Annotated in this window: 20 protein-coding genes; 4 read left to right on the top strand and 16 right to left on the bottom strand. The window is 41.2% G+C overall.

Going from position 1 to position 26,102, the window contains the following annotated elements; translation table 11 throughout:
- Nucleotides 1–157: 157 nt before the first annotated feature.
- From OQ5_RS0116415 to OQ5_RS0116350, 15 genes are all read right to left on the bottom strand, one after another.
- Nucleotides 158–1,285, bottom strand: coding sequence for an SDR family oxidoreductase (locus OQ5_RS0116415; RefSeq protein ID WP_016778535.1), 1,128 nt, complete (start codon nt 1,283–1,285; stop codon nt 158–160).
- A 324-nt stretch (nt 1,286–1,609) separates the two neighbouring features.
- Complete coding sequence (locus OQ5_RS24960) at nt 1,610–1,792, bottom strand: hypothetical protein (RefSeq protein ID WP_082179609.1); 183 nt, start codon at nt 1,790–1,792, stop codon at nt 1,610–1,612.
- A 652-nt stretch (nt 1,793–2,444) separates the two neighbouring features.
- Nucleotides 2,445–3,119, bottom strand: a complete 675-nt coding sequence (locus OQ5_RS0116405) for a diacylglycerol/polyprenol kinase family protein (protein WP_016778533.1) — start codon at nt 3,117–3,119, stop codon at nt 2,445–2,447.
- A gap of 25 nt (nt 3,120–3,144) precedes the next feature.
- On the bottom strand, nt 3,145–3,873 hold the full coding sequence (locus OQ5_RS0116400) for a phosphatidate cytidylyltransferase (protein WP_016778532.1): 729 nt from the start codon (nt 3,871–3,873) through the stop codon (nt 3,145–3,147).
- Nucleotides 3,874–4,332: 459 nt separating this feature from the next.
- Nucleotides 4,333–5,136, bottom strand: coding sequence for a sulfite exporter TauE/SafE family protein (locus OQ5_RS0116395; RefSeq protein ID WP_016778531.1), 804 nt, complete (start codon nt 5,134–5,136; stop codon nt 4,333–4,335).
- A 46-nt stretch (nt 5,137–5,182) separates the two neighbouring features.
- Nucleotides 5,183–5,929, bottom strand: a complete 747-nt coding sequence (locus OQ5_RS0116390) for an outer membrane lipoprotein-sorting protein (protein WP_016778530.1) — start codon at nt 5,927–5,929, stop codon at nt 5,183–5,185.
- 5 nt (nt 5,930–5,934) lie between these two features.
- The gene (locus OQ5_RS24955) at nt 5,935–6,336 is read right to left on the bottom strand and encodes an MMPL family transporter (RefSeq protein ID WP_255297596.1); all 402 of its coding nucleotides are present in this window, start codon (nt 6,334–6,336) and stop codon (nt 5,935–5,937) included.
- Nucleotides 6,337–6,344: 8 nt separating this feature from the next.
- Nucleotides 6,345–8,198, bottom strand: coding sequence for an efflux RND transporter permease subunit (locus OQ5_RS21400; RefSeq protein WP_255297595.1), 1,854 nt, complete (start codon nt 8,196–8,198; stop codon nt 6,345–6,347).
- Nucleotides 8,199–8,572: 374 nt separating this feature from the next.
- Entirely contained in the window at nt 8,573–9,361 is a 789-nt protein-coding gene (locus tag OQ5_RS0116380) for a LytR/AlgR family response regulator transcription factor (protein WP_016778529.1), read from the bottom strand.
- A complete protein-coding gene (locus tag OQ5_RS0116375) occupies nt 9,351–10,439 on the bottom strand; it encodes a sensor histidine kinase (RefSeq protein ID WP_100221947.1) in 1,089 nt (362 codons plus the stop codon). Before OQ5_RS0116375 ends, OQ5_RS0116380 begins: the two co-directional genes overlap by 11 nt.
- 10 nt (nt 10,440–10,449) lie before the next feature.
- Nucleotides 10,450–11,739 carry a TolC family protein gene (locus tag OQ5_RS0116370; protein WP_026055348.1) on the bottom strand — a complete coding sequence of 430 codons (1,290 nt, stop codon included), beginning with the start codon at nt 11,737–11,739 and terminating at the stop codon, nt 10,450–10,452.
- Nucleotides 11,740–11,753: 14 nt separating this feature from the next.
- On the bottom strand, nt 11,754–14,840 hold the full coding sequence (locus tag OQ5_RS0116365; protein ID WP_016778526.1) for an efflux RND transporter permease subunit: 3,087 nt from the start codon (nt 14,838–14,840) through the stop codon (nt 11,754–11,756).
- 339 nt (nt 14,841–15,179) lie between these two features.
- The gene (locus OQ5_RS0116360) at nt 15,180–16,235 is read right to left on the bottom strand and encodes an efflux RND transporter periplasmic adaptor subunit (protein ID WP_016778525.1); all 1,056 of its coding nucleotides are present in this window, start codon (nt 16,233–16,235) and stop codon (nt 15,180–15,182) included.
- Between the two features lie 225 nt (nt 16,236–16,460).
- Nucleotides 16,461–17,132 carry a hypothetical protein gene (locus OQ5_RS0116355; RefSeq protein ID WP_016778524.1) on the bottom strand — a complete coding sequence of 224 codons (672 nt, stop codon included), beginning with the start codon at nt 17,130–17,132 and terminating at the stop codon, nt 16,461–16,463.
- 143 nt (nt 17,133–17,275) lie between these two features.
- Nucleotides 17,276–19,765, bottom strand: coding sequence for a DUF5686 and carboxypeptidase-like regulatory domain-containing protein (locus OQ5_RS0116350; RefSeq protein WP_016778523.1), 2,490 nt, complete (start codon nt 19,763–19,765; stop codon nt 17,276–17,278).
- 927 nt (nt 19,766–20,692) lie between these two features.
- Here OQ5_RS0116350 and OQ5_RS0116345 point away from each other — a divergent pair.
- The gene (locus tag OQ5_RS0116345; RefSeq protein WP_016778522.1) at nt 20,693–21,076 is read left to right on the top strand and encodes an HU family DNA-binding protein; all 384 of its coding nucleotides are present in this window, start codon (nt 20,693–20,695) and stop codon (nt 21,074–21,076) included.
- Nucleotides 21,077–21,090: 14 nt separating this feature from the next.
- On the opposite strand, the gene OQ5_RS0116340 is transcribed toward OQ5_RS0116345, so the two are convergent.
- Complete coding sequence (locus OQ5_RS0116340) at nt 21,091–22,290, bottom strand: pyridoxal phosphate-dependent aminotransferase (RefSeq protein ID WP_026055347.1); 1,200 nt, start codon at nt 22,288–22,290, stop codon at nt 21,091–21,093.
- Between the two features lie 704 nt (nt 22,291–22,994).
- Between OQ5_RS0116340 and OQ5_RS0116335 the strand changes: the two genes are divergently transcribed.
- From OQ5_RS0116335 to OQ5_RS0116320, 3 genes are all read left to right on the top strand, one after another.
- A complete protein-coding gene (locus OQ5_RS0116335; RefSeq protein ID WP_016778520.1) occupies nt 22,995–23,768 on the top strand; it encodes a DUF481 domain-containing protein in 774 nt (257 codons plus the stop codon).
- A 761-nt stretch (nt 23,769–24,529) separates the two neighbouring features.
- Nucleotides 24,530–25,039: a carboxypeptidase-like regulatory domain-containing protein gene (locus OQ5_RS0116325; RefSeq protein ID WP_016778517.1), complete on the top strand. Its 510-nt coding sequence runs from the start codon at nt 24,530–24,532 to the stop codon at nt 25,037–25,039.
- 477 nt (nt 25,040–25,516) lie between these two features.
- The gene (locus OQ5_RS0116320; protein WP_026055346.1) at nt 25,517–25,798 is read left to right on the top strand and encodes an RNA recognition motif domain-containing protein; all 282 of its coding nucleotides are present in this window, start codon (nt 25,517–25,519) and stop codon (nt 25,796–25,798) included.
- Nucleotides 25,799–26,102 lie beyond the last annotated feature (304 nt).

Here is a 26,102-nt window from a genome sequence, read left to right as displayed (position 1 = left end):
TAATAAGGTAATAAGGTCAGGGATATGGTTGAGATGCTTTCCTTGTTACTAAGGTTTAAGATTGAAAATAAGGTTTTTCCCGTTCTAATTTCATTCTTAGGTCATGAAAAGCCAAACTACCAATACGGATATTTATTATTGACTTTACAGGCATGCACTAATGATTATTATTGCCAACCGACAGGGTTTCCTTCTTCCTGCCGGTTTTCTCACAAACATTCTGAATAAAGTATTCAAGCATCCTGTAAACCGTCTCTTCATCCATGCAATCGTTGACACGTGAAATTACCTCATCGCGCCGTGATGTATCGAACCGGATATGAACATTAGTGTAATTGCCGGTAAACGACATCCCAACTGCCATAAGCCGTTCCAGAGAATTCATTTCGGAATGTTCCAGATCGGGAACCGGAACAATCTTTAATGGCAGCAATTTATTCAAACCATTAATAATATACCTGTTTTTGACCGGCGTATCGGCCACAAAATTCATAATTTCCGGAACCTTCTGAACAGCAACTGTTTGCATCAGATAATCCACCGCCACATTAAGGGGTATAAGATTTTGTATCCCTTCCGGTGCAATTTTGGCTCTGACTGTCTTGCCGGGATATCGTTTTGCCAGACTATGCACCCTTTTAGCAAAATCGAAAATTCCATAGTCGGTTTTGGTCTCGCCGGTCAGGTTGTTCCCGGCTACCTGGGATAACCGAATCACATAACCTTTCAACCCGTTGTTTTCGATCTTTTTACGCACAACATTTTCAGCCAGCCGTTTAGACCATTCGTAATAGTTGCGGAAGGCAGAAATATCTTCATCGGGATAAAATTTTTCCTCAAAGATGCCCTTAAAATGACCACAGGAATAGGCTGTTCCCACAAGGAAGAAGCGTGAACTGCCTTTGGCATGTTTCGAAAACACGCCAATCGAGTTTTCAACGCCTTCTACGTTGGTGGAATATATTTCTTCTTTCGATTTATAATCGTATTTCAGGCTGGCAGCGAAATGAAAATAATCGACATCCCTGTCAAAAATGTTTTCCAATTGTTTTTCGGACAAAGAGAAATTCTCTTCCATCAGGGAATAATTGTATACCGTAAGGTTATCCGGAAGCTTTACAGGCTTTTGATCGACCTGCGCCAATGCCTGTTCAACCCGTTCGGTTGCAGAAAATTTACCGTTTCCTCTCACCAGTGCAATAACATCATAGTTCTTCTTCAGCAATTCGTTTATGAAGTTAGATGCCACATAACCGTTGGCCCCGTTTACAATTATTCTCTTCATATTTTTTAGCTTTACACTTTGTATTAGATCGTTAGATTTTTAGATATGAGATTTAAGATGAATCGTATAACTCATAAAATCTGTATTTTATTAAACAACACTCTTTAATTAGAGGCTGCTGAAAAAGTCAGCAACCTGTTTCAAATTTATTTTCCATTGTTCTTATTGGCATTGGCCCAAAAAGAACCAAAAAGGTATAGTGTCGTGTCAAGCATAAAATATCGCACCAAGCATCACTGATTTTCGTTTTTTCTTCATGATAAAAAGCTTACGTAGCTAGGGCTATGCGCGCTTTTTTCATTTTGAAAAAAGCAAAAATCAGTTTCAACTTATACGACATTTTATACATGACACGACACTGGTCCGCTTAAACCTGACTCCCCGCGAAAGCCAAAATTTCCGGCCATTGCGCAAGGCCATGAACGTCGCCCATTTTGGTTTCCCGCCATCCGCCGGCCCGGAAAGCGGACAGGCCACCGCGCCTTTTAAATAGATAAAGTCGTTCATTATTGCGACATTCTTTTGAACAGTGATATGTTGACAATTAACATTTACACAATACTTTGTTTGATTTTGTAATATACTGCAAGTCAATTGTTTGCGTCTAAAGAGGTTTGTTTATTTAAATGCAGTATATTAATGTTGTAAAAATCATCTTACATCTTATATCTAAAAATCTCACGATCTATTGATTTACAGGTACAAACATTTTTAAAGATTTGCATGAAAAACCTTGCACCTTAAATGGAATTATGCAATGTAAATAATTTATTATTAATTATTTAAGTGTTATTCGGCAGACCCTGATTAGTGCGTGTCTATAAACTCGCAAAAAATTTTTACAGTATGCGTGTCTGTTCAGAAAGTGTCATTTACAAGGCTTGCGAAGTCCGAAAATTACTCATCGTAAATGAGTAATTTTCGGACGAGCGTAACACTGTAAATGGCACTTTATGGACAGACACTATTTAGTTCCCCATTCCCCATTCCTTCTGCCCTCTGCTCCCTGCCTACTGCCTGTCGGTCACTTTCAGCAAACTAATTCCTGCTCAGTGATTCCCTCTGCCTTTTCACCTTTCCACCCTTCTACCTTTTCACCCTGCTCCCTGCCCCCTGCCTGCAGGTATCTGATAATCTCATATCTGTCAATCTCCCTTTCTTACAAAAAAATCATTAAAACAACAATAACACTCAGCGGTATGGACAAATTGTCCGATCCGCGCCAACTCATTAATTCGCCTATAGTTCCAGCAACAGCCACAAGCAAAGACAACCATAACGTTTTGAAATCAAATATTTCACGGTGAAAATAAAGGGCAATCATCGCGATAATCATACCGGTAACAAAAAAGGCGATGGTACCCAGCCATGTTTTATCGATCTTGCGTTTCCCTACTTTTATACGCCCGTTATACTTCTTAATGTTGATGCCCAGAATAGCTGCCATGGGGTCGCATATTGCAAGGATCAGCATAGGTAAAATGTAATAGAATTTATTTTCGACCAGACATGAAATCAGAAATGTGACATAAATAGATAAAGGCAGAAGATAACTTCCCATCGATTTACGATTGATGTCATGTATTGACTTGAGTTGCTTGCTGCGTTGAGTTACACCCAATGCAATAAAAAACAGCAGAGCCAGCACAAATACATACCAATGCGACGGAAAGATGTATGGAAAAGGCACCGTTGCCAGCGTTGCCGAAAAATGAGCAAACTTACGGGTTATCTCCCCCTTTATCTTCAACCTTCGATAATTCAACTCATTAAAAGCCAGCAAAACAACAATACCAATCAAATAAACAAAAGCAATTACAACGATGTTGTCCATAACAATTCCTGTAATGAATTCGTGATCATAAGTTAAACATTAACACACAAAGACTTGTCCATGCTGCTCCAGCAATAAGACTGTCAAACCTGTCCAGTATTCCTCCGTGTCCCGGAATCAGGTTGCTGAAATCTTTGGCGTTGTATCTTCGCTTGTAATACGATGCGGCCAGATCGCCTGCAAAGGCAAATACAATAATACCGATTGCCACCGGTATCAACTTTGCAAGAGGTCCACCATACATATTTCGTAAAAATATTGCACTCCCCAGGGCTACCAGAGCTCCTCCGGCCAATCCTCCAAGGGTTTTATTCGGACTAATTTCGGGAAATATTTTCTTCCTTCCCCACAATTGACCTGTTATCTGACTAAAGCTGTCAAAAATAGAGATGATCAGGAATGAGAACAGGATGAATTCTTTGCTTTGCCGGCTGAAAAAATAAAGTCCGGCTGCCAATATGAGAAACACCAGCAACGAAAGCAAAAAGAATCCTTTCTGCTGATAGCCTGACTTTTGATGCAGATAAAACAGCTCGATGAGCCCTCCGGCAATAATCACAAACGCGATGTATTTAAACATCACCGGATTGATGATTATACTGAAAAACAGAATATTAATAATAATAAAATAGACACCGAACTTGGTATAGCTTTTCCTGGCTACTTCACGTTCCTTATTTCTGTTAATGAAATAGAAGCCGATACCACCGGCCATAAAATAAATCAGGATAATAATGTAGATCAGTTTTATCATCTATAAAAAAACTTCGTTAAATTTCTGCAATATATTACAAACCAACTGTTTATTCTCAAAGAGGTTTGCTTGTTAAAATTGTTAGTCTGTTAGAATTGTTAGTGTCTTACCCCTGATATTCGTGTTTTTTTTGGCAAAATTAATGCTCTGTCACCGCTCCGCGGTTAATTGTTACGGACTTTATTGGTAACGTTACCGCTCTGTCACCGCTCCGCGGTTTTAGTATTTTTAACCCTATATCAGCAGTTAATAGCCGCGGAGCGGCGACAGAACGGTAGAATTATGTAAAGAAAAACAAAAAGCTGCGGAGCAGCGACAGATAATGTATAAATTTGTTTGGTTCTGGCTTGTCCAGGTTAGGTTGTTATAGTGTTAGCCTGTTGGGGTTGTTAGCCTGGTTAACACCCCTAACAATGTTAATAGTACTAACATCCCTAACAATCTAACAATCTAAAATCTTCATGCCACAATCATTAAAATGCCAATCACCCCCATAACAGCTGCATAAACATATCTGATGGAACTTTCAGAATTATCGGTTTTTACTTTTGTTACGATACCCGGCCCCAGCAAAGCGCCAATAACAGACCCGGATGTCAGAAAATAAACCAGGGTCATATCAATTTGCCCTACCAGGAAGTGAGCACCCACGGCAAAGAAGGTGTTAACAAAAACAACCATCAGCGAGGTTCCCACAACTATCTTTACCGGAACATTCATGGAAAACAGGCCTGCCAAAACGGGGGCAGTACCGCTGGTGCCAAAGGTTCCTGTAATTACCCCGGCAAAAAAACCGTAGAGAGAACCTTTTGACTTTTGAAGAAAGATTCTTCCGGCCGGCTCGGCACCAACGGCTATATTTTTGTTTCTTGAGCGTTTTTGCCAGGTGTTAACCCCCAAAATTAAGGCGATTAAAACGGAATAAAATCCAAAAGCTGTTTTCAGTTGTTCCGGTTTTATAATATTAGCCACGTAAGATCCGGCAAAAGCACCGCCTATGCCTGTCAACGCAAAAAGAAAACCTTTACCAACATCCACATTCCCCTTCCGGTAGTGCATCACGGCACCGACAGCACAAATCGGCAATGTGGCAACCAATGAGGTAATTACCGCAATTTGTGCCGGCACACCAATTATCAGGGTAAGAACCGGCAAAAAGAAAAAACCACCGCCACCCCCAAGAATTGATCCAAACAAACCTATAATAAAGCCTGTCAGCGGCAATATGTAATATATGGGTTCTATGGATGAGTTGAATATCATGCCTGGTTTTTAAAATTTATTTCCAGCCGTTATCAGTGTCATTCTCTCAAAGTTCAAAATCTGTTTTCCTTATCTCTTGCAGGGGCACAATTCCTTTTATCTCCATATTTGATGCTTTCCCGTTTTTCAGATTCTTTACGCTCACCAGCCGGGGATAAAAATCGCCTGCGCCGGGAACATCAATTCGGAAATAATCCGATAATTCGGTAACACCGGTGAGATCACCCAGACTATCATAAGATTCAATACGAAACAATTGTTCACCATCATACCTGATATAAACTATCAAAAATTCAGTTTCATCAGGTGAATTCAGTTTTATTTTATGGCATTTGTCGCCGTCAACTATCACAGTTTCTGCTACTGATATTTCGTAACCGGCATAAGCGGTACCGCTAAAATGGTTAATAGGAATCTCGCTTCCGATCATTTTCAGTTTTCTGTTACTGGACCTGAAATTTCTGGTTTTCCCTGTAGAAGGCATATAGACCTCGATAATTCCCTTTTTATCAGGATAGTCGGTTGCTAAAATTCTGGTGCCGCGAATATTTTCAGGGGCTGTAATTTCAACCAGTACCTTCTTCAGATCATCAAACAGGGCAAACGAAACATCCATTGTCCGCAATTTGCTGTTACCCTTCCCGTCGGATGTTTCCACCTCCAGATTCAGGTGAATATCTTTCAGGGTCAGTTTTTTCACAGCATTTTCCAGTATATCTCTTGCGCTGCCCTGTCCCTCAACTCCGGTTGCGATTAGTCCCGATAAACAAAAAAGCAGAATGGTGATTCTCATAGTATTCAACTTTGTTTTGGTTCTAAAAATCCTGGTTTTGTTAATGTTACAATGGCCGGAACAAGCAGTAAAGCACTTATCAAACATGAAAAAATAGAAACCACCACCAGAACGCCGAAAAAACGGAGGGGAGAAAAACCCGAAAACATCAATACTGAAAAGCCAATAATCACCGAAAAAGCATTAAATATAATCCCCCTGCCGGCTGTGACCAATGTTACCGAAACGGCTTTTTTTATGTCATTACTTACAGCATATTCAGCCTTGTAGCGCCACAAAAAATGAATGGTATAATCAACCCCGACTCCAATCATGATGGATGACAAAAGCGCTGTTACTATGTCCAGCGAAATACCCAAAAAACCCATGAGTCCAAACAGGAACAGGGTGGCCACCAGAAGCGGCAAACTCCCTTTTATTCCTGCTGCCGTTGATCTGAAAATGAATGAACAAAAAGAACAAAAAATAATAAAAAGTGACTAAAAAATAAAGAAGTTATCTGTCCTTTAATGACCATGTCGGCAATCTGTATCTTCGACAACCCCGGCCCGGCGATGCAATTCAGCATTGGATCACCGATTGTTATTTCTCCAAGTGCCTTCAGCATTTCTTTTCCAGTTTGGTTGCTCCCGTCTGTCAGACTTACAAGAATCCGTGCATTTTCATTGTTGTAGTCAATTATCTGCGCCGCCTGATCAGCAAACCCGGCCAGAGATGCAATTTCCAGATATTGCGCAGCTTCGGCCTCGCTCCCGGGCAGAGTCCCATATTCAGGGTCACCGGGGGAATAGATGCCTTTGCTCAGTTCTTTGAAAAAAGTAACAGGCGATAAGATGTTCCCGGCATGTGGTAATTCTTCTATCTTAAGGGTGTACCCCTCCATGCGGTGCAGAAGTTCGGGAGAAAGAACGTTACCACTAAAAAGAACGGATACATATTGCGAACCTCCGAATTTTTCGTTTGTCAGGTCGATGCTTTCGCGAATGTCCGTATTTCTTCCAAAATAACCTTCGATATTGGTATCAACCTTCAACAGAAAGATTCCCCCTATGCTGATGAGCGCTACCAAAATAAATAATGCAACAATGGCGCGGGGATAATGATTCACCCATTGCGCAAATAGCCGGAGAACTTTATTAAGAAACCCGTTTCTTTCTGTGAGAGGCAAATGAGCTGTTTCGGGCATTTTGTAAAACGTAAGAAGCGCGGGAATAAAATACAAACTCAGCAGCAACGCCAGTGCTATCCCCAACGATGCCAAAACGCCAAGCTGTGCAGCCGGAGCCATCTGATGCGACAATAACCCGAGCATCCCCCCGATGGTTGTAAGTCCTGTAATTACTATTGGCCGGCGAAGCTCCCGGTAAATACTGTAAGCTATATCTTTAACGGCGGTAAGTTTGCCATGAGCAATCTTCTCCTGATACAAATTGATGAGATGAATCCCGTAATCATTGGCAATAGCAACGAGCATAACAGGTAAAAGCACTGTAACGATGGAAATTTCCCATTCAAAAACAGCCATCAGGCCGAAAGAAAACACAATGGACAGCACAACCACGATAAAAGGCAATACAACTCCTTTCCATTCCCGGAAGAAGAGATAAAGCATCACTATCATTAACAAAAATGCACCGGGCAATAAGGTAACCAGGTCTTTTCTGATGTACGATTTAACGGAATTGCGAATATAAGCCAGGCCTCCTATGTGAATCTCATCTTCACCGGGTGTCTCTTCTATAACCTGCTCTATCGCTGAAATAACCAAATGGTCTGCGGCATCCGCCTTTTTTGTCAGTACGATAGCAAAAGCTGAAAAGTCCTCACTTACCAGCCGTCGCGCCATTTCGTTTGCTACAATCTTTTGTTTTAAGGCGTCAAGAGCCTTTGGCTCAGCCGGAATCTTTGAAACAAGCGGATCAATAATGGTAAAGCCGTCTTCCTGAGTGATTTCAATTACATCATGCAACGAAAAAGTATGCTCAATCCCCTTCTCTTTTTGCAGCTTTCTGGTAAGCAGCCTCAATCTTTCAAAGCTTTGCGGATTGAGAACCCCTTTATCGTTTTTAAGTATGAGAAGTATCTTTTCGTTACCCCCGAAAATGCTGTCAAGTCTGTTCAGATAAGCACGGTTGCCAGTATTTTCGGGAATATAATCATCGAACCCTGGATTGATGGAGAGCTTTGGGATTTGAAGAATAGAAAGGATAACAAAAACAACAACGGCGATAATCAAAAAGTTCCGGTATTTTTTATTAAGTATTTTCACGCTGTTGCTGTTACTATATAGTGATCGTCTACAATACTCCGTTAAACTTTTTTAGATGCCTGGTAAGGTAGAGACCCCCAAATTGGGCGTCTCTACCTCTCATAATAAAAACTTTGCGTCATTACGTCTCTGCGTTTAGGCTTTTTTTAACTGATTATTGCGTCAATAAACTCGCAAAATTTTTCTCAATGTGTGTGTCTGAAATGCATCACAGACCTGTTAAATAAAAAATATTGTCGTTGCAATATAATAAACAAGTGCACAAAGGTAAAGGATCAGCAACCAAAGCGAAACTAAAACATTAATGAACCATCAAATCGCAGGGTTGAAAAGACAATTATTGGGGATGAATTGCGAACCGACGGATGAAAAACTCACCTGTCTAACCATTCTTTTATTAGCGGTGCTTTGCTACGGCTTACCACTATTTTTTGAGGAGTATTTAAACTGGGATGAAGTTTTATTATAAGCTTACTATTAAAATAATTTTCCATTTTATGTATGGCATTGATGTTGACAATGAACTGACGGTTGGCCCTGAAAAACATTGAAGGATCCAATTCTTCTTCAAGCTCTCCCAGGGTGGAATCCAGAATATGTTCCTTTTGATGAAAGGAAGTTGCAATTGTTACTTTTTCCTCAATCGAAAAAAAAGCCACCTCTTCAACCGGAAGCTGAATATATCCGTCAGAACGCGAAACCATAATACGTTTCCGATATTTTTTCTGATGCTCCAGAACATGTTCAGCAAGCTTTTTGTAATCAATCTGAGGAGAAAAATCAAAAGACTTAAAGGCATCCATTACCTTGTCTATTTTCGAAAATACATTCTTTAAATCATCTGTTTTGATGGGTTTTAAAAGATAGGCTATGCTGTTAAGATCAAATGCCCGGATGGCATATTCGTCGTATGCCGTAGTAAAAACAATGCCTTTGTTTGTTATATCCGCCTGCTCAAAAATAGAAAAGCAGATTCCGTCCGCCAACTGAATATCCAGGAAAATAAGTGCCGGTTCAGGATGCGCCTTTATCCATGCAACGGTATCGGCCACAGTTCTTAACTCATTGTCAATAGTCCATTCAGGCCTTAGAGCTTCAATTTTTTTACGAAGCGCAGCTGAAAGCAGTGGCTCATCTTCAACAATCAGTATTTTATATTTCATGGACGTATTTTTTATCAATTAAAGGAATCGAGACTGTGAATGTTTCACCGGAGTTCAGTATCTCTATCTGGTTTTCCAGATTAAAGAATTCATACCTTTTGCGGAGATTATTGAGCCCGGTATTCGTTGAATATGTTGATACTTTTGGCTGAAAATTGTTAGTGACCATCAACCTGGCTCCCCTTGTGGTCAGAGAAAGAACCAACGGTCTGTCTTCAGTGGCAATATTATGTTTTATCACATTTTCTACCAGGTATTGTAAACTCAAAGGTGGTAAAACTCTGTCCTGTTTTTCTTCCTTTACATCGATTGTAAAACTGAAGCCATTGCCCAGCCGCTCTTTATGAAGTGCAAGATATGCCTTTATGAAATTTACCTCTTCACGAAGGGTTACAAACATTAGCTTTGAACTCTTTAACACATAGCGGTAGACATCTGTAAAATTCTCAGTAAACCGCAAAGCTTTTCCCTGGTCTTCGGGGATGATTGCCATTAATGTACTCAGGTTATTAAACAGGAAGTGTGGATTTAACTGATCCTGCAATGCAAAATAGTCCATGCGGAGTTTTTCCTGACGGAGTTTTTCATTCTCAAGGATAAAATATTTGAGTGAACTGTGGTAATTGGCTGCTATAAGCCCTGATACATAAAGGGTGATAAACAGCACAAGAATGGCCACGCTCATAGCAAAATTGTCTTTGTCGTTTAACCTTTCATCGGGAATAAACGAAGGACGTATCACGCTTGCCAGGTAACCGGTAACAAACATCCATACCAGGGTAAAAGTTAGCAATATGCCAACCCTCTTGAAAAGCGCATTATGCCAGGAATATTTCTTAGCTACCAGTGAATCAAATGTAAAAATTCCTTCACTCAAAAAGACAAATGCAAATGTCACAAAACACACCCCTTTTAATTCAATTCTATTAAAGGAATTGTCTTTATTGATAGAGACCAAGACAACAATAAACAACAGAGATATAAGTATTTCTGCCATCAACCGCTTGTAAAAAGCAATTTTCTGAGGCCATGGCTTGTGAGTAAAAGATGGATGGTATGTGTTATTTTGCCTTTGCATGAAACGGGTTTTATTGGTACTTTTTGTCAAGTTTACCGATGGCTTTCAGCCACGACGATTTTAATACCTGGTAATTTGACTGCGCCTCAATCAGGGATGCATCAGCGCGTTGGCGGGCCACCCGTGCATTGAGCAAGTCGGTGATGGTATTCAGGCCGGCATTGTAGCTTATCTCCACTTCAGACAGTGACTCTGTGGCTTCTTCCAGATTTTTGCGGGCCAATTGTATCTTCTCAATTCCCTCCTGGAGTTTGAGCCAGGTCTTTCTTATCTCAAGGCTGATCTGTTCACGAGCATTTTGCAGGTCTAATTTAGTCATTTGTTCGCTGATCTCTGCCTTTTTCATTTTGTGTTTCTTTTCACGCCAGTGAATAATGGGGATCGACAACTGCACTGCTGCATTAAGTTGCCACGAGCCGTCAGAAATATCGGGTACTTTAAGGTAGCCATAACTGACCTGTGCGCCCAGTTCGGGCAAGTAATCAGCCCGGGTCATCTTTGTTTCCATTTGTGCCATATCCACCTGGTTCTCCATGATTTGAATTTCAGGTCGATTGCCTGGCACAACGGGTTCTTGTGAAAAAGTTGGCTCATCATTATCGACCGGGAAATCAGGTTCCGAAATTGCCCGCAAAGGCTCATCTAAATTGCGACCTATGATCCGGGCCAGGTTCATCTGCAGAAGTTGTACAGCATTTTTCACCTCCATGGCCGTTACTTCAGCCTCATTTTTTTGGACCGTAACTTTCAGCAATTCACTTTTGGGGACCAGCCCCTGTTCATAATTTGCCTGCAATTGTTCTTCAAGAGAATCGAGGGCCTCGGTGAATTTTTCGACCACTTTTTTCTGTTCCTGCATGGCTACCAGGTCCCAATAAGCTTCATCGGTTTTCATAATAATTTCAGCGCGCTGCTGCTCTCTCGCCTTATCGGCTATATCCACCCTTTTTTTGGCCATTTTGTTCGAAAGTCTCACTTTTCCTCCTGCGTAAATGGGTTGTTGTGCGGAAAACTGTGCCTGGTAGACTTCCAGGTCCTCTTTTTCAATGCCAAATTGTTTTAGTTCTTCCAAATTGGGAATGTACATGGCATTTGCACTGCCATCAATGGCTGGCAGAAAACCAGTTCTGGCTTCTTTTACTGAAGCTTCTGCTTTTTGAAGTTCTAAAACCGACGACTGTATATCTTTATTGTTTGCCAGCGCTTCTTGCCGGCACTCCTCAATAGTTATCGGGGTCTGGGAAAAACCGGGCACGGCGATCAGCACGATTAGCGCGAGGTATATTGTTTTTTGTAGCATAATTTCAAAATTCTTTAGTTTTCTTGCTGGTACGAGTTATTCTCATCTGTCTGTGACAAAACCCTGGTGTTGACTCTGTAAAAAACCGCATAGAGTACCGGTACGATGATTAGGGTAATAATGGTACCGAAAAGCAATCCGAACATAATGGAAACGGCCATTCCCTGGAACATTTCATCGAACAGCAGCGGGAACATACCTAATATAGTTGTAAGCGCCGCCATTGTCACAGGCCTTACTCTGGATATTGTCGCATCAATGATAGCGGTCAGTCTTTCTTTTCCGCTGTTGATGTCTATGTTAATTTGATCCAGCAAAACAACCGAATTCTTGATCATCATTCCAATTAAACCAAGTCCCCCGATGATGGCAACAAATCCGAAATTCAAACGGGTTATCAAAAAACCCGCGATAATGCCGATAAAAGCCATCGGGACAATGAGGAATATGAGCGCGGGCTGCCTGAAGTTGTTAAATAAAGCAATGGTGATGAGCACCATCAGCAATAGGGCAAGTGGCAAATTTTGCAACAGGGCCTCGTTGGCTGTTTTGCTGTCTTTTAATTCTCCATGCCATTCCAGTTTATATCCTTCGGGCAAATCTATTGCTTCTATTTTTGGTCTGATTTTTTCCATGACCTGAGGAGCGGTATAACCTCGCACCGGATCGCACTGGGCTTTGATAGCCCGGATACCATCGTAACGACAAATCAGATAGTTTCTGCCTTCCATCTCCAATGAATCAGTTATTTGTCCCAAAGGCACACTGTTTTCCGAATAATTTCCCCACACCGGAACAGAACCTATGTCGGAGGGATTTTCGGAAAGCGACGGTTCCAGTTTAAGAAGCATCGGGAGCTGGGTGTCGTCTTCATAATAGACACCCACAGGCATTCCCTCGGATGCAACAGAAAGAGCAGAAGCCATAGAACTTCTGGAGATATTCAACGGCCTTGCTTTCTCAGGTGCATAGACCGGCGCAAGATTTTTCACCTGGTTTCCCCAATTGTCGTTGACGAAGACAGCTGTAGGTTCTTTTTCCATGATTTCTTTGGCCTGATTGGCCAGGTTTCTTAATATTTCAGGATCGGACCCGGAAAACATGGCCTGTATCTTGTAATCTCCGCCAACCGATGAATACTGCCTGCACCTGATGTCGGAATTGGGGAATTTTTTCGAGAATGTTTCTTCTATTTCCGGAATTATTTCCAAAGCGTCTTCATAGGTATTGGTTTCAACAATAAGCTCTCCATAGCCCGAGTTGAAACTGTTCATAGGCCGCATAAGGGTATAACGAACAGGAGAGCTCCCCAATGATGTGGTCACCTTTGTCACTTCATCCCACGAAAGAAGAGAATCCTGAATGGTTGCCAAATCTTCTTCAACATGGTAGATATCGCTCCCGTCAGGCAGATAATACTCCACCATGAATTGGTTATATTTGGGAACCGGGAAAAAATCCTTGTTGAGAAAGCGAAATGCCCAAAACGAGATTATCAGGATAACAAGCGTAGCCACTGTTATTAGAGATTTGTGCCACAAAGCAAACCGAATAACTTTTCTGAACCATCCGTAAAATCCCCCAGAGTAAATTTCTTCTGCATCATGTCCTTTCTTCTTCTTTCTTTTTTCTTTTTTGTAAAACAAAGAAGCCATAAAAGGAGCCTGAATCATGGCCAGTATCCAACTCATAATAAGGGAAATTGTCAAAACAAAGAAAAGCGGCTTCATGAACTCACCGGCTGCTGTTGTATTAAATGCCATTGGCATGAATGCCAAAATAGAAATGATGGTAGCACCCAGCAGAGGAAAGGCATTTTGCTTAGCGGCCAGTACAAAAGCTTTGTGGCGCTCAACCCCTTTTTGCATATCAGCAAGTATCCCATCTACCACCACAATGGCATTATCCACAAGCATGCCCATGGCAATAATGATGGCAGCCAATGATACTTTATCGAGGGTCATATCCAAGAACCCCATTATGATAAAAGTGCTTAGAATGGTAAAAACCAGACTGCTGGCTATGAGTAACCCGGCCCGAAATCCCATTGCAATCAGTAGTACAATAATTACAATTGCTACCGATTCAATCAAATTGATGGTGAAATCACTTATGGAATCCTTTACTTTGGATGGTTGGTCATAAATTTTATGGATTTCAATTCCTATCGGTATTTCAGGTTTCAATTCTGCCAGCCTGGCATCTACGCGTTCCCCGAGTTTTATGATGTTATCGCCCGACTCCATTGAAATGGCCAGTCCTAATGCCGGTTGGGTGTTGAAGGTCAAACCACTCTGCTTCGGCCGATAAAACCCTTTCGAGACGTCGGCCACATCGCCCAGCCTGAAACTATTGCCTTCATTGGTAAAGATGTTCATATTTCTGACTTCATCCAGCGAACGCAGTTTGGTTCCCACATTCAGGCGTACTCTTTCAGTGCCTGAAACAACCGTTCCGCCATCTACCACTTCTCCTTCATCGTTAAGCGTTTGCACGATCGACATGGGGTTGATGCCAAGATGAGCAAATTCTTCAGCCGAGAATGAGATATTGACCACTTCGGTTTGCTCACCAACTATTTCTATGCGTTTTACTCCTTTTACTTGTAGGAGTTCCTGCCTCAGAAAATCGGTATATTCTTCCAGCTCTTCATAGGAATAACCGTCGCTGCTGACAGCCATAAAAATGCCATAAACATCCCCAAAGTCATCATTAACAATGGGATCGCTTGCACCAGCGGGCAATTCCGAACGGGCATCGTTCACCTTTCTGCGAAGGTGGTCCCATATCTGTGGCAATTCCGAAGTTTTAACATATCCCTCCATTGTCACTGTTATCTGAGACATGCCAGGCATGGAACGGGACTCTATATAATCAATATGTTCCAGTTTTTGAATGGCCTCTTCCAAAGGCCCGGTCACTTCCAGATCAACCTCTTCAGCCGAAGCACCCGGATAAGGCGTAATAACCACGGCGGCCTTGACCGGAATCTCGGGATTTTCAAGCTTGCTCAACCCGGAAAAAGACCCTGTTCCTCCTATTACCAGAATGATAAAAAAGGTTATAAGCAATGATCTTTTATGTAGTAGTTTCTCTAACATCAGCTTATCTTTTTAATGAAGAATTATTAAGTCAATAGATTGCTGGATTTATAGATACCTGCCTCCCGTAGGTATGGTAAGCAGGTAAGATGTTTTATTCGTATTCAAGGATTCTTGAAATTTATTAACACCCTAAGATTTATCTTTTATCTAATAATCTAACGATCTATTTAGTGCCTGTCTATAAAGTAGGAAAAGTTTCCTGCTTATCATGTGTCTGTTCAGAAAGTGCCAGTTGCAAGGCTTGCGAAGCCGCCAAAAGCGGAGTTCACTTTTCGTAAATGAGTATTTTGGCGGCGAGCGTAACACAGCAAATGGTACTTTATGGACAGACACTATTTAGAAAAGTGGTTTCACCTCTTGTCCTTCCATAAGGGAGTGTACCCCGGCGGTAACGATCATTTCGTTCGGATCAAGCCCATTCGTTACTTCAATCATTCCTTTTCCTTTTAATTCCCCCGTTGTTATATTTCGGCGGGAAACTTTATTTTCGTGGGAATTGTATATCCATACATTGGCTTGCTCATCAGAATAAAAAACTGACTCGGTAGGAATCACAAGATGACGATCCTCATTAGCTGAAGATAAGTTGTGAATGAAAACCTTTGCGGTCATACCGGGTTTTACCTTTCCCTGATCGGGATTTTGCATTTCCAGGCGAACCCCGAATAGATGATCATCTCCGGCTTTGTGACTTACGGATTGAATAATTGCAGGAATCCGGGTGCCGGAATGATGATTTACCACAACTTCAACCTTTTGACCCCTTCCCAACAGATTCACAACGCTTTCGGGAACCCCAAACCTGACTTCAAGAATATTGGTATCTATAAGAATAAAAACAGGTTGTCCCGGAGCAACCGCCTCATGATTATTAACAAGTTTCTGAAAAACAAAGCCGGAAAAAGGCGCCTTCAATTGAGCATCTGTAAGTGCGTTTCTGGCACTTTCCCAATTGCTTTTAGCAGACAGGAAAGCCGCCTCCATTTTGGCGTATGTATTAGCAGGCAACTTGTTTTGTTTATAGAGTTCGGAGTATCTTTCAAATTCTCCTTTGGCCTGCTGGTATTGTGCCTCAGCTGCCAACAAGTTGGTTTTGAAGTCACGTTGATCCAGTTGGGCAATCAATTCGCCCCTCTCCACAAAAACACCCTCATCCACATAAATACTCTCCACAGTTCCTCCAACACGGAAGGCAACAGAAGATTGCCGGTTTTCTTCTATTGTTGCGTTGAATTGCTTTTCGTTTACGGTTGTTGTTGCTGCTACAGCCTCTGTGACTTTTACATACCGTAATTCTTTTTTCTGTTCCGTCTCATTGGTTGAACATCCGGCATTTAAGAAAAGCAGAGCAGTAACAGCCATAGTTAATAATGAAATTTTCATATTTCTCATTTTAACGCTTGTTTTTCAATAAATTTTGGGCAAATATAAATTGCATAAAAAGTAAAGTTGGTATTGATCTGTGGAAGTGCATATATGGGGGTATGAAAGTTAATTATGTGTCGCTGAAATGAAATTCAATATTAATACTACTTTGACACATAAAATGAAAGACAGGTCAAAAACTAATATCCGCTTAGTGAGGGCTTCACTCAAAGTGAAACCCTCACTATTGCATTAATGAAGGTAAACGGTGATGCCAAGGCTAAATGCCCATATTTCATCAAACTGTACAAACTCGCTGTTAATGGCATCTTTAAGAAAAGAATCCACAGTGGATATTTCAACAAACAGGCTGCTTTTTACGGTCTTCCTGCTAAAAAACCACTCTCCACCAATAAAAGGCATGGAATAGATCTGTTCCTGAAAATAGTAACCTGCTCGTTTGTAAATGGTTGTATTATCAAAAGCTGTCTCCCCAAATAAAACATTTATTGACACTCCTCCTTTGATAGCTATTATTTCAGATGTATTTTGTCCCAAAATGGTAAAACTGTTTTTTAGCGTAAGCACAGGGGCTTCACCATTTTTCGATTTCATTTGCTTATACATGTAACCTATCAGCAGTGTTGGCTCATAAAAGTTATGAATACTATAGCCCATCCCTGCCGAAACATGTCCGGCCCTCTTTAAATATTGTACTTTCAGGTAGTCCGGTACCACCCAACATGTTTTTTCTTTAACCGCTACACGACTGGTTCTGGGAAAAAACAAAACCTCATTCTGCAAAACCAGTGTATAAATATCAGTAGCAGGAACACCCACTTTATTGTTCCCGGCAATTGCATCCTGAGGTTGCATGCCAAGGCACAGGACAGTTAATATGAATGGATTGCAGAATTTCATCATACAATTAGGCTTTTTCGTACTTCTGACAATCATCGGATAACTAACGGATATAAGTTTGTCCTCTTTATTGGTACAACAATAAAAGATGAAAAGAAATTAACAGGATAGATTTATCCTCTTATCGGTTTTCATGGTATAAATCGTTAAATTTTTATTTCAACAGAAGCCCGTACACCAAATGTGGGAGCTTCTGTTGTTTCTGTCAGCCGCCATAGGGCATCAAACCGGAAAAACCTCAAAATGTTGTCAGCACCCAGTCCTATTTCTGCATACGGTTTGTTATTATAATTTGCATAAGTTTCGGGAAATTTCAGAAGCTGCTCGTGTTTTTCATCCACACTGCTTATCATTGCTTTGGCACTTATCACTTCACGTAACCCCAGTCTGTCCAATAACGGAATGCGTTTAAACAAAAAACCGTTGAGATTGCATTCAACAAATGCATGCAAATAACGGTCGTGGAAAAATTCAATATTATTCATCATATTGAAATTGTATTGGTTGATCCCGTATGACTCGTTGCCCCGGGGAATATCCAACAACGGATAGGGCACGGTGCCAAAAATCCAGCCACCCTCCAGGGCATAATCGAGACGTGTCTGTCCCATATAAAAATGATGCTTGTAGCTTGAATGGATTTTCCCATAATATTCAGTGTGTCCGTCAACATCGGACACTCCTGCTGTAAAGGCAATATTAATAATGGGTTTTGGAGATTCCAGGTAGATTCGCCGGTAACCGTAATCGAGATACTTTTCCTGCCACGACCATCTGAATTTGACTTTTATCTCCGATGCATCGAAATGCTCCGGTTGTGTGCTTTGAGAAATGAATGGATAGAATTCGGGTGAATAAAATCTCGTTCGTGAAGCACTGCTTTTAATGCTAAATCCCGTTCGTACCTCCCATTCATAGGAAGCTGTCAATTTTTTGGTCTGAAATAATTCGTCCAGTTCATCTCTCAGGAAAAGGTAACTTATAAGGTTCGATGTTGAAGTGCTCTGCTTGTTTTCGTCGAGGTAAAGAATGTTTTCACTTTCGCCTATCAGCACCATATTATTATCGTATTCCGCGCTTATTAAGTTGCGCCGTGTGGTTGGCAACATATAGCCCGCTCCCAGCCGCCCGAGCCACTGCCTGTTGCGCGTTCCGTAGCCAACACCACTCCATATGCTGAAGTTCTCCGAAAATTCGTCGCTGGTACGTCCGCCGATATAAAGATGGGTATCTTCAACTTCATTAAAAAGAATCGTCTCATCATAAGGACCGGCTTCAAAGCGACCTAAATCGTAGTAACCCGTCATCGCCATGTTAGCTACATTGTCGAGTAACCTAATGGCTGGCAACCGGTTCACAGAATCAATTCCTGCCTTGAATTCCAGGTCTGCTGAATCAAGAGGAGCAGGTCTGACCGATTGCCAGTAAGCGGTGTCTTTCTTTTTATAACCTTTCTTTTCCAACGACTCATAAGCAAGTTGTTTATGACTCAGTTCTATATTCTTCCCAAGTCCTATATCCACATCTGAATAATGCATTGAATTTACTGCCTTAAGCTCAACCCGTTTCTGGTCTTTTTTCAGTTCTACAGGCAGGTAATCAATGGTGAATGTGATTTTTGAGCTACCGAAGAAAGGGATTGAATCATTAACGAACAGATAATTGGCTCGGATTTTTAATTCTCTTATAAAGTTAAGGTGTTCTGTATTGGTCAGATTAGCATCAACGCTTGTTATGGCAAAAGTACCATCGGCAATGGTCATTTCGCCTCTAAAGGTATTGTCCCCTTTTCGGCGTGGAGTAAACCGGATTATATATTCTTTACCCGTATCTGTTTTTACGGAATCAAGCAGGTAATATTTGTAGTAGAACCAGCCATTGTCGTGGGCCGGACTGATAAAGTTCTGATCCAGTAACCGAATGGTGTTGTCATAAAAATTAATGCCATCATCGAGACCCGATGTGAAACCGGAAATTTCGGTATCCTCCAGGAGACCTAACCCCTTGGTAATATCTGCTTCAATGGTTGATTTCCTCTTTAAAGGATTTTTCTGAAACTCATTAAACACAACCTGTTCCGAAAAATAGGCAGGCATATACCTTGTACTGTCATCATCGTATCTGAAAACACCCTCTGTATGTTTGAAAATACTCCAGCCCGTCATTTTATCCGTTATGTTATTAATACGATAGTCCCATCTGGTGTAACGTCGGTAGGAATAGCTGTCATGCGCTGCAGGATTATTTTTTTCTTTATGCGTATTTAGTCGAGCAATAAGTTTTTTTACGGGGCCATCGTCGGGTTTAACACTTATCTCTTCAATATCGAAATTAACTGGTTGCAGCATGACATCCATATTATTAACCACCCCCTGCCTTACAGGGTAGCTCTGCAAAATGTATCCCAATGCAGAAAAAATAATTGTATCAACAGGAACACTTACACTTAATGTAAATAGTCCCGTTGTATCGCTGGCAGTCCCGATATTGGTGTTCTTAAAGTAAATATTGACAAGCGGTAAAGGCTCTTTGGTAACTCCGTCGTAAACGTGTCCCCTTATTACAGTATGCTGACTTAGTCCTTTAAAGCTGAAAAAAATGACCAAAAAATATACTGATATTAATTTGTTTCTCATAAGTTTTGTCTCAAGACCGGAACCGGAACCGGAACTCTCTATCAGGGTTTAGTTTTTTAATGATGTTTGCAACATTCAATGATTAACAGGATGCCAGCTTAACCTACCTTATACATAACCAAGCAACTTACTTCATTTCAGAGAGTTGATTCTAAAGTTTATGTATTTCCCAAAAGGAAAAGCCTCGCTTTTGGGAGGACTGGTTAATTCATAAAAAAGGTTTCGGAGCGTCTCCCTCATCCTACGTAAAATGTTAATCAAAATTAAGAAACGATTCCCTCTTTTTCCTCTCTATTTTCGTCAAACTACAAAAAAATGGCGACGGAATTACGTTTATTAATGCTGAACCGTTTTGTAAATTTTTTTATGAAGAATATAAGTTAACAATATATCGTTAGATTTTTAGATACCGGCAGGCAGGCAAGGCGGGCGCAAGATGATTCGTGCAACCTTGATATACTGTATTTTAACAAACAAACCCCTTCGGGCACAAACAATTGGTTTGCAGCGTATTGCAAAAGTTTAACAGAGTATTGAGTTAAGCTTCATACAAAAAAAATTACTGCAAATCACTGATAGCCGGGAAAAGCCGGAGATTGCGTTACCAATGACAAATTTTTACACCATGAAAGATATCAAAGATTTTGCAAACCAAAAGCGGGGCTTTTTCCTTTTAAAGGAATACATAATGTTGTTGTGTTTTTAAAAGGCCGAAGGTCTTTAAGCAATAGCCTGGGGCAACACCCTGGACTATTTCTCTCAGGCTCTCAGCCTGTTTACACCTTACCTGTCTTATGTATAAGATAGGTTACATTGATTATTTGATAATTTTATCCGCATAATTAAAAACTCTAATCCGCATTAAATTTTTATATAAACCGGATTATTTATATTTTTAATCCGGATTAAAATTAAAAGCCATTGGTTATGAAATATAAAGTCATGAGTACCACTCATCCTCCCGGACACGGGAAAGACCAGGAACCATTATGGTTTCCAAAACTGACAGGGAGTTCGTGCGTCGACCTTGATGAAATGTGCAAGATATTGAGTGCCAGGAGCACTGCCAGCAGAGCAGACATATATCTGGTAATCTATGGATTGGAGCAATTAATTCCTGAACTGCTGGCCGAAGGGAAAACAGTTAAACTTGGCGGCATAGGTTCTTTCCGCCTTCACGCTAAAGTAGAGCCGGCAAAGCGAAAAGATGATGTTAGCGCTAAAAACATTAAAGAATTACGATTGAGTTTCAGGCCGGGAACCAGGATTAAAAATGCTTTGAAAAAAGTCTCTTTCAAAAAAGTAAAATAAACCAAAAACTCCTGTCACACCCTCCTTCCCGGGTAGACTTCGAGGGCTTTTCTCAGAACTTTGACGGCTCTGGTCAGTTCATCGTTGTTCAGAACATAAGCAATGCGCACCTCGTTTTTGCCTCTGTCCGGAGTACTGTAGAACCCGGTTCCAGGCGCCATCATTAATGTGCTTCCTTCATATTCAAAGTCGCTAAGTATCCATTGACAGAACTTGTCGGAATCGTCGACCGGCAGCTTAACCATAGTATAAAAAGCGCCTTTTGGCAAAGGACATACCACACCGGGAATTTTGTTAAGTTCTGACACCAAATAGTCACGGCGTTGAATGTACTCTTTATATACTTCCACAAAGTATTCCTCGGGTGTATCGAGCGAAGCTTCACCAACAATTTGTCCCAAACCGGGAGGACTCAAACGGGCCTGACCGAATTTCAATGCCGTTTCAATCACCTTTTTGTTTTTTGTTACCAGCGCCCCTATCCGTACGCCGCATTCGCTGAAACGCTTGGATACCGAATCGAACATCACAGCATGCTCCTCCAGTCCTTCCAGGTGCATTACCGAAAGATGCCCGTGATTGTCATAACAAAACTCCCGGTAAACTTCATCAGAAAAGAAATAGAGATCGTGCTTCAGCACCAGGTTACGTACCTCATTCAACTCCTCATCGGTATAGAGGTATCCGGTGGGATTGTTCGGGTTGCAGATTACAACCCCCTTTGTACGGGATGTTATCAGTTTTTCGAAATTGCTGACCGGTGGAAGTGCAAACCCGTTTTCGATGGTCGATGTTACAGGCACAATCTTAATTCCTGCCAGAGTGGCAAACCCGTTGTAGTTGGCATAGAACGGCTCGGGAATAATCACCTCATCGCCCGGATTAAGACAACTCAAAAAGGCAAAAGTCAGTGCTTCCGACCCGCCTGTTGTAATCAGTATCTCGGTGTGATCAACATTTATTCCGATCGACCGGTAATAAGCGGCAAGCTTACGGCGATAGGATTCATTCCCGGCCGAATGACTGTATTCAATCACTTTATGAGTAATGTTGCGAAGTGCATTCAGTGCCACTTCAGGCGTAAAAATATCGGGTTGACCAATATTCAGATGAATCACATGAGTCCCTTTCGACTTTGCCTTTTCAGCAAAAGGAACCAGCTTTCGGATAGGAGAAGCAGGCATATTACTGCCGCGTTGAGAGATGTTTGGCATTGGTACTGATTTATTTTTTATGCAAATTTACACCCGGAAGAGCACAAAGATAATGACAGTTGGCATAGTTTTATAAGGTTTTGAAGGAAATTGAATATCGTGATATTCTTTGGAGCTAAATATTATTTTGAGGTGCTATGAGCAATACTTTGTTAAACTTTTGTAATAAGCTGCAAATCAACCGTCTGTGTCTAAAGGGTTTTGTCTGTTAAAATACAGTATGTCAAGCTCATACGAATCAACTTGTATCTGATATCTAAAAATCTAACGGTCTATTGATGAGTTTTGTCTATGTTTATACCACGCCAAGAGCGGAAAATTAAAGGAATGACCCCGAGGGCTGGGTCGTACCAAATATGAATATTTGCTTTTTATGACTATATTCTGAAAATAACTTCTTACCCGCCATACAATAGATCGTTAGATTTTTAGATACAAGATGTAAGGTGATTCATCAGTATAAATTATGTATAAGTTATTGGCCTGATGGAACTCGCATGCAAGCATTTATACATATTCTTGTTGGGGAACCGTGCCATGCTCGTTTCGTAAAATATTGATACACTGAATCTTAATAAATGAACATTGATAGGTATAAACAATTGGTTTGCAACGTATTGTAAAAGTTCAACGGAGTATTGCGCCATAGGTACGCATTATTAAATTTGTCGCCTGAAAAACTAAACTTTAAACGCCAACGCGCTATGATGCGAAGCATTTATTACTTAATTCTGTTTCTTTTCGTTTTTTCGGGATCATTCTCTCTTTCAGATGCCCAGATTGTGAACATTGACAAACGCAGAACAAAGGATCCTTCAAAAGGACTGCAGGGAGAATTTAACCTGGGTTTCAATTTTATTCATACCACTACCGACCAGAAACAACTGAACTCACGGCTAAAGCTTCAATACAACGATGATCTGAATACCTATCTTCTCTCCACAGAACTGGGGTTCAACCAGGTGGGAGACGAACGTAACGTTAACAACGGCGGCCTGATGCTGAAGTACAATTACTGGGTGCCCGACAAAATCATCATAGCCGAAAGTTTCTTTCAATATCAATACAATCGCATTAAAAGCCTGAAACATCGATACATCCTCGGAGGTGGTCCCCGCTTTAACATTGCCGACGGTGATAAATTTTCCTTTTTTCTTGTGGGATACACCATCTACCTCAATGAGTTGTATGAGTACAGCGACTATAACCGTCGCAAGAGCCTTGTAAAATTCAGTTCCATGGGGAGTTTCAGCTGGCAGATCAGTCCTTCGGCCGGTTTTAACCATACCACTTATTACGAACCGGATTATTCCGATCCGGCCGATTTCAGGATATGGAGCGAATCACGTCTCAACCTTAAAATCTCGAAAAGTTTCAATTTCGGACTGTTTGTGAAACTGGAATACGATAACATGGCGCCTCCCGATGTTGATAAGCTTTTCTACACGGTAAGCAATTCTTTCCAGTGGAGGTTTTGAAAGTATAGGTTAGAGGCTGAAAGCCGGGGTGATGGGTGCTGGTTGCTGGGTGCTGGTTGCTCGTTGCTGGTTGCTGGTTAATTGGTCAATTGGTAATTAGCAAGTTATAGGAAATCTCCTTCTCTCAACCTCAGCCTTAACCTTAGCCTCTATTGATCATTGGTCATTGATAATTGATAATTGAAATCTGTGCTCATCTGTGTCGCTCGGTTATGCCGCTTGCTTGCAAGAATCTGTGGTGAAAACGTTATTGGTTGATTGGCAATTGAAAATACTATTTCCCTGCCCTCTCGCGCACCCCCTAAAGGCCCCCTAATCCCCCAAGGGGGACTTATAATTTTAAAATGCTCTTTTAAATTTTAAATCTCTATCATCAATAATGCAACCTTATCTCTGTGTTCTTATATGTCTTATATGGTGTATTCTCAAACTTAACCTTAACCTCAGCTTTCGCGCACCCCCTGAAGGGGGTTACCCTCCGCACGGTTTTGGATATATTGCTTTTTTCGTATTTGATTTGCTCTATTTATTAGTAATTCTCAACCTTAATCTTAACCTTAACCTTAATCTTAGTCTCAACCAGAACAAGTGCGGAAGGTTAAATTGCCAGGGTGTTGGAGATTAGAAAATCCAGCTAATCTTACCGCTTATTGCCGGCAGATTGCCATCCTGAAAATAACCCTTGTTGCCCTCGTTTCATTTTTGGAACAACTTTTGTTAAACAACACTCAGTTGTTATGTTTAACCAACCCCCTCAAACTATGTTTTCAAAACCGACACTACTCATTCTGCTGGCATTTCTGCCGGCCGGCATTTTCTCACAAGGCGTTCGCGGTACCATTGTTGATGAACAGGGAAATCCGTTGCCCAATGTAAGCATCTACATTCCTGAAGAAAGAACAGGAACTATAACCAATATTAATGGCAATTACGAAATTTCACTTCCCCGGGGAGAATACGATCTCGTTTTTCAATCGCTTGGCTTTAAACAACGCACCTTTAACCTTACCATCCGCGACACCTGGATAGATATTGATCTGGAACTGGAACCTCAAAGCTACCGGCTACGCGAAGTGGTGATAAACCCTTCAGGCGAAGACCCTGCCTATGCCATCATGCGTAAAGCCATTGGTATATTACTCCGGATCGGTGAAATACAAACAAGTAAAATTGAACGAGGAACTGAATATACCTTCCCTGCTTACTTCACAGACCACGAACCCGGAACAAAGCGAGGAGAAAAAACCTGCCGAAGAACCGCAAAAAGATAAAACTCAGCAAAAACTGAAAGAACTCCTGGCCAAAGATGAACTTACCAACAGGGAGATGATGAAATTAGTGCGGTACTTGCGTTTTAAAAAAACATCCGTTTTTCGTGCAATTGATGATCAAATATCTTAACTTGCAGTATGGTCGATTTTTAAAAGCCTAAACGCAGAGGCACAATAACGCAAAGTTTTTACTATGAGAGGTAAAGACGCCCAAATTGGGCGTCTTTACCTACCAGGCATCTGAAAAAGTTTAACGGAGTAATGGATTTATAGACGAGCACTATTTAGTGCCTGTCTATAAAGTAGGAAAAGTTTCTTACTTATCATGTGTCTGTTCAGAAAGTGTCATTTACAAGGCTTGCGAAGTCCGAAAATACGGAGTTTACTCATCGTAAATGAGTAATTTTCGGACGAGCGTAACACAGTAAATGGCACTTAATGGACAGACACTATTTATTAATTATTTTCTTTTTTATTATGAACATTTTTGTAGCAAAGCTCAGCTCCCGCACCAAAAGTGAGGACCTTGAGCAAATGTTTGGCGAATTTGGTGAAGTCACCTCCGCCAAAGTAATTATGGATCGTGAAACCGGTTATTCAAAGCGTTACGGCTTTGTGGAAATGGCCAACGACGATGAGGCCACAGCGGCCATTGAAAACCTCGACGACAAAGAATTCGACGGGACTCGCATTGTTGTAAAAAAAGCCCGCCCTCGTGAAGAAACAGGCGGCAGAGGCGGACACCGGAATCGCCATTAGCGATAGAAGAAAAAAACAAGGGACTGTCTGAAAAGGCAGTCCCTTTTGTTTTACCCAAATTATTGCAAGCAAGAAATCAGGGTTGTTAAGTTGTTAGGGGCTTAATCCTGACATTCGTGTTTTTTTGGTAGTTACTGCTCTGTCACCGCTCCGCGGTTAATTGTTACGGACTTTATTGGTAACGTTACCGCTCTGTCACCGCTCCGCGGTTTTAGTATTTTTAACCCTATATCAGCAGTTAATAGCCGCGGAGCGGCGACAGAACGGTAGAATTATGTAAATAAAAACAAAAAGCTGCGGAGCA

This window comes from Anaerophaga thermohalophila str. Valhall (genome assembly GCF_000250735.1).
GTDB lineage: Bacteria > Bacteroidota > Bacteroidia > Bacteroidales > Marinilabiliaceae > Anaerophaga > Anaerophaga thermohalophila_A.
Note: the sequence above shows the minus strand (reverse complement) of the source record. Positions and strands in the feature narration are given on the sequence as shown.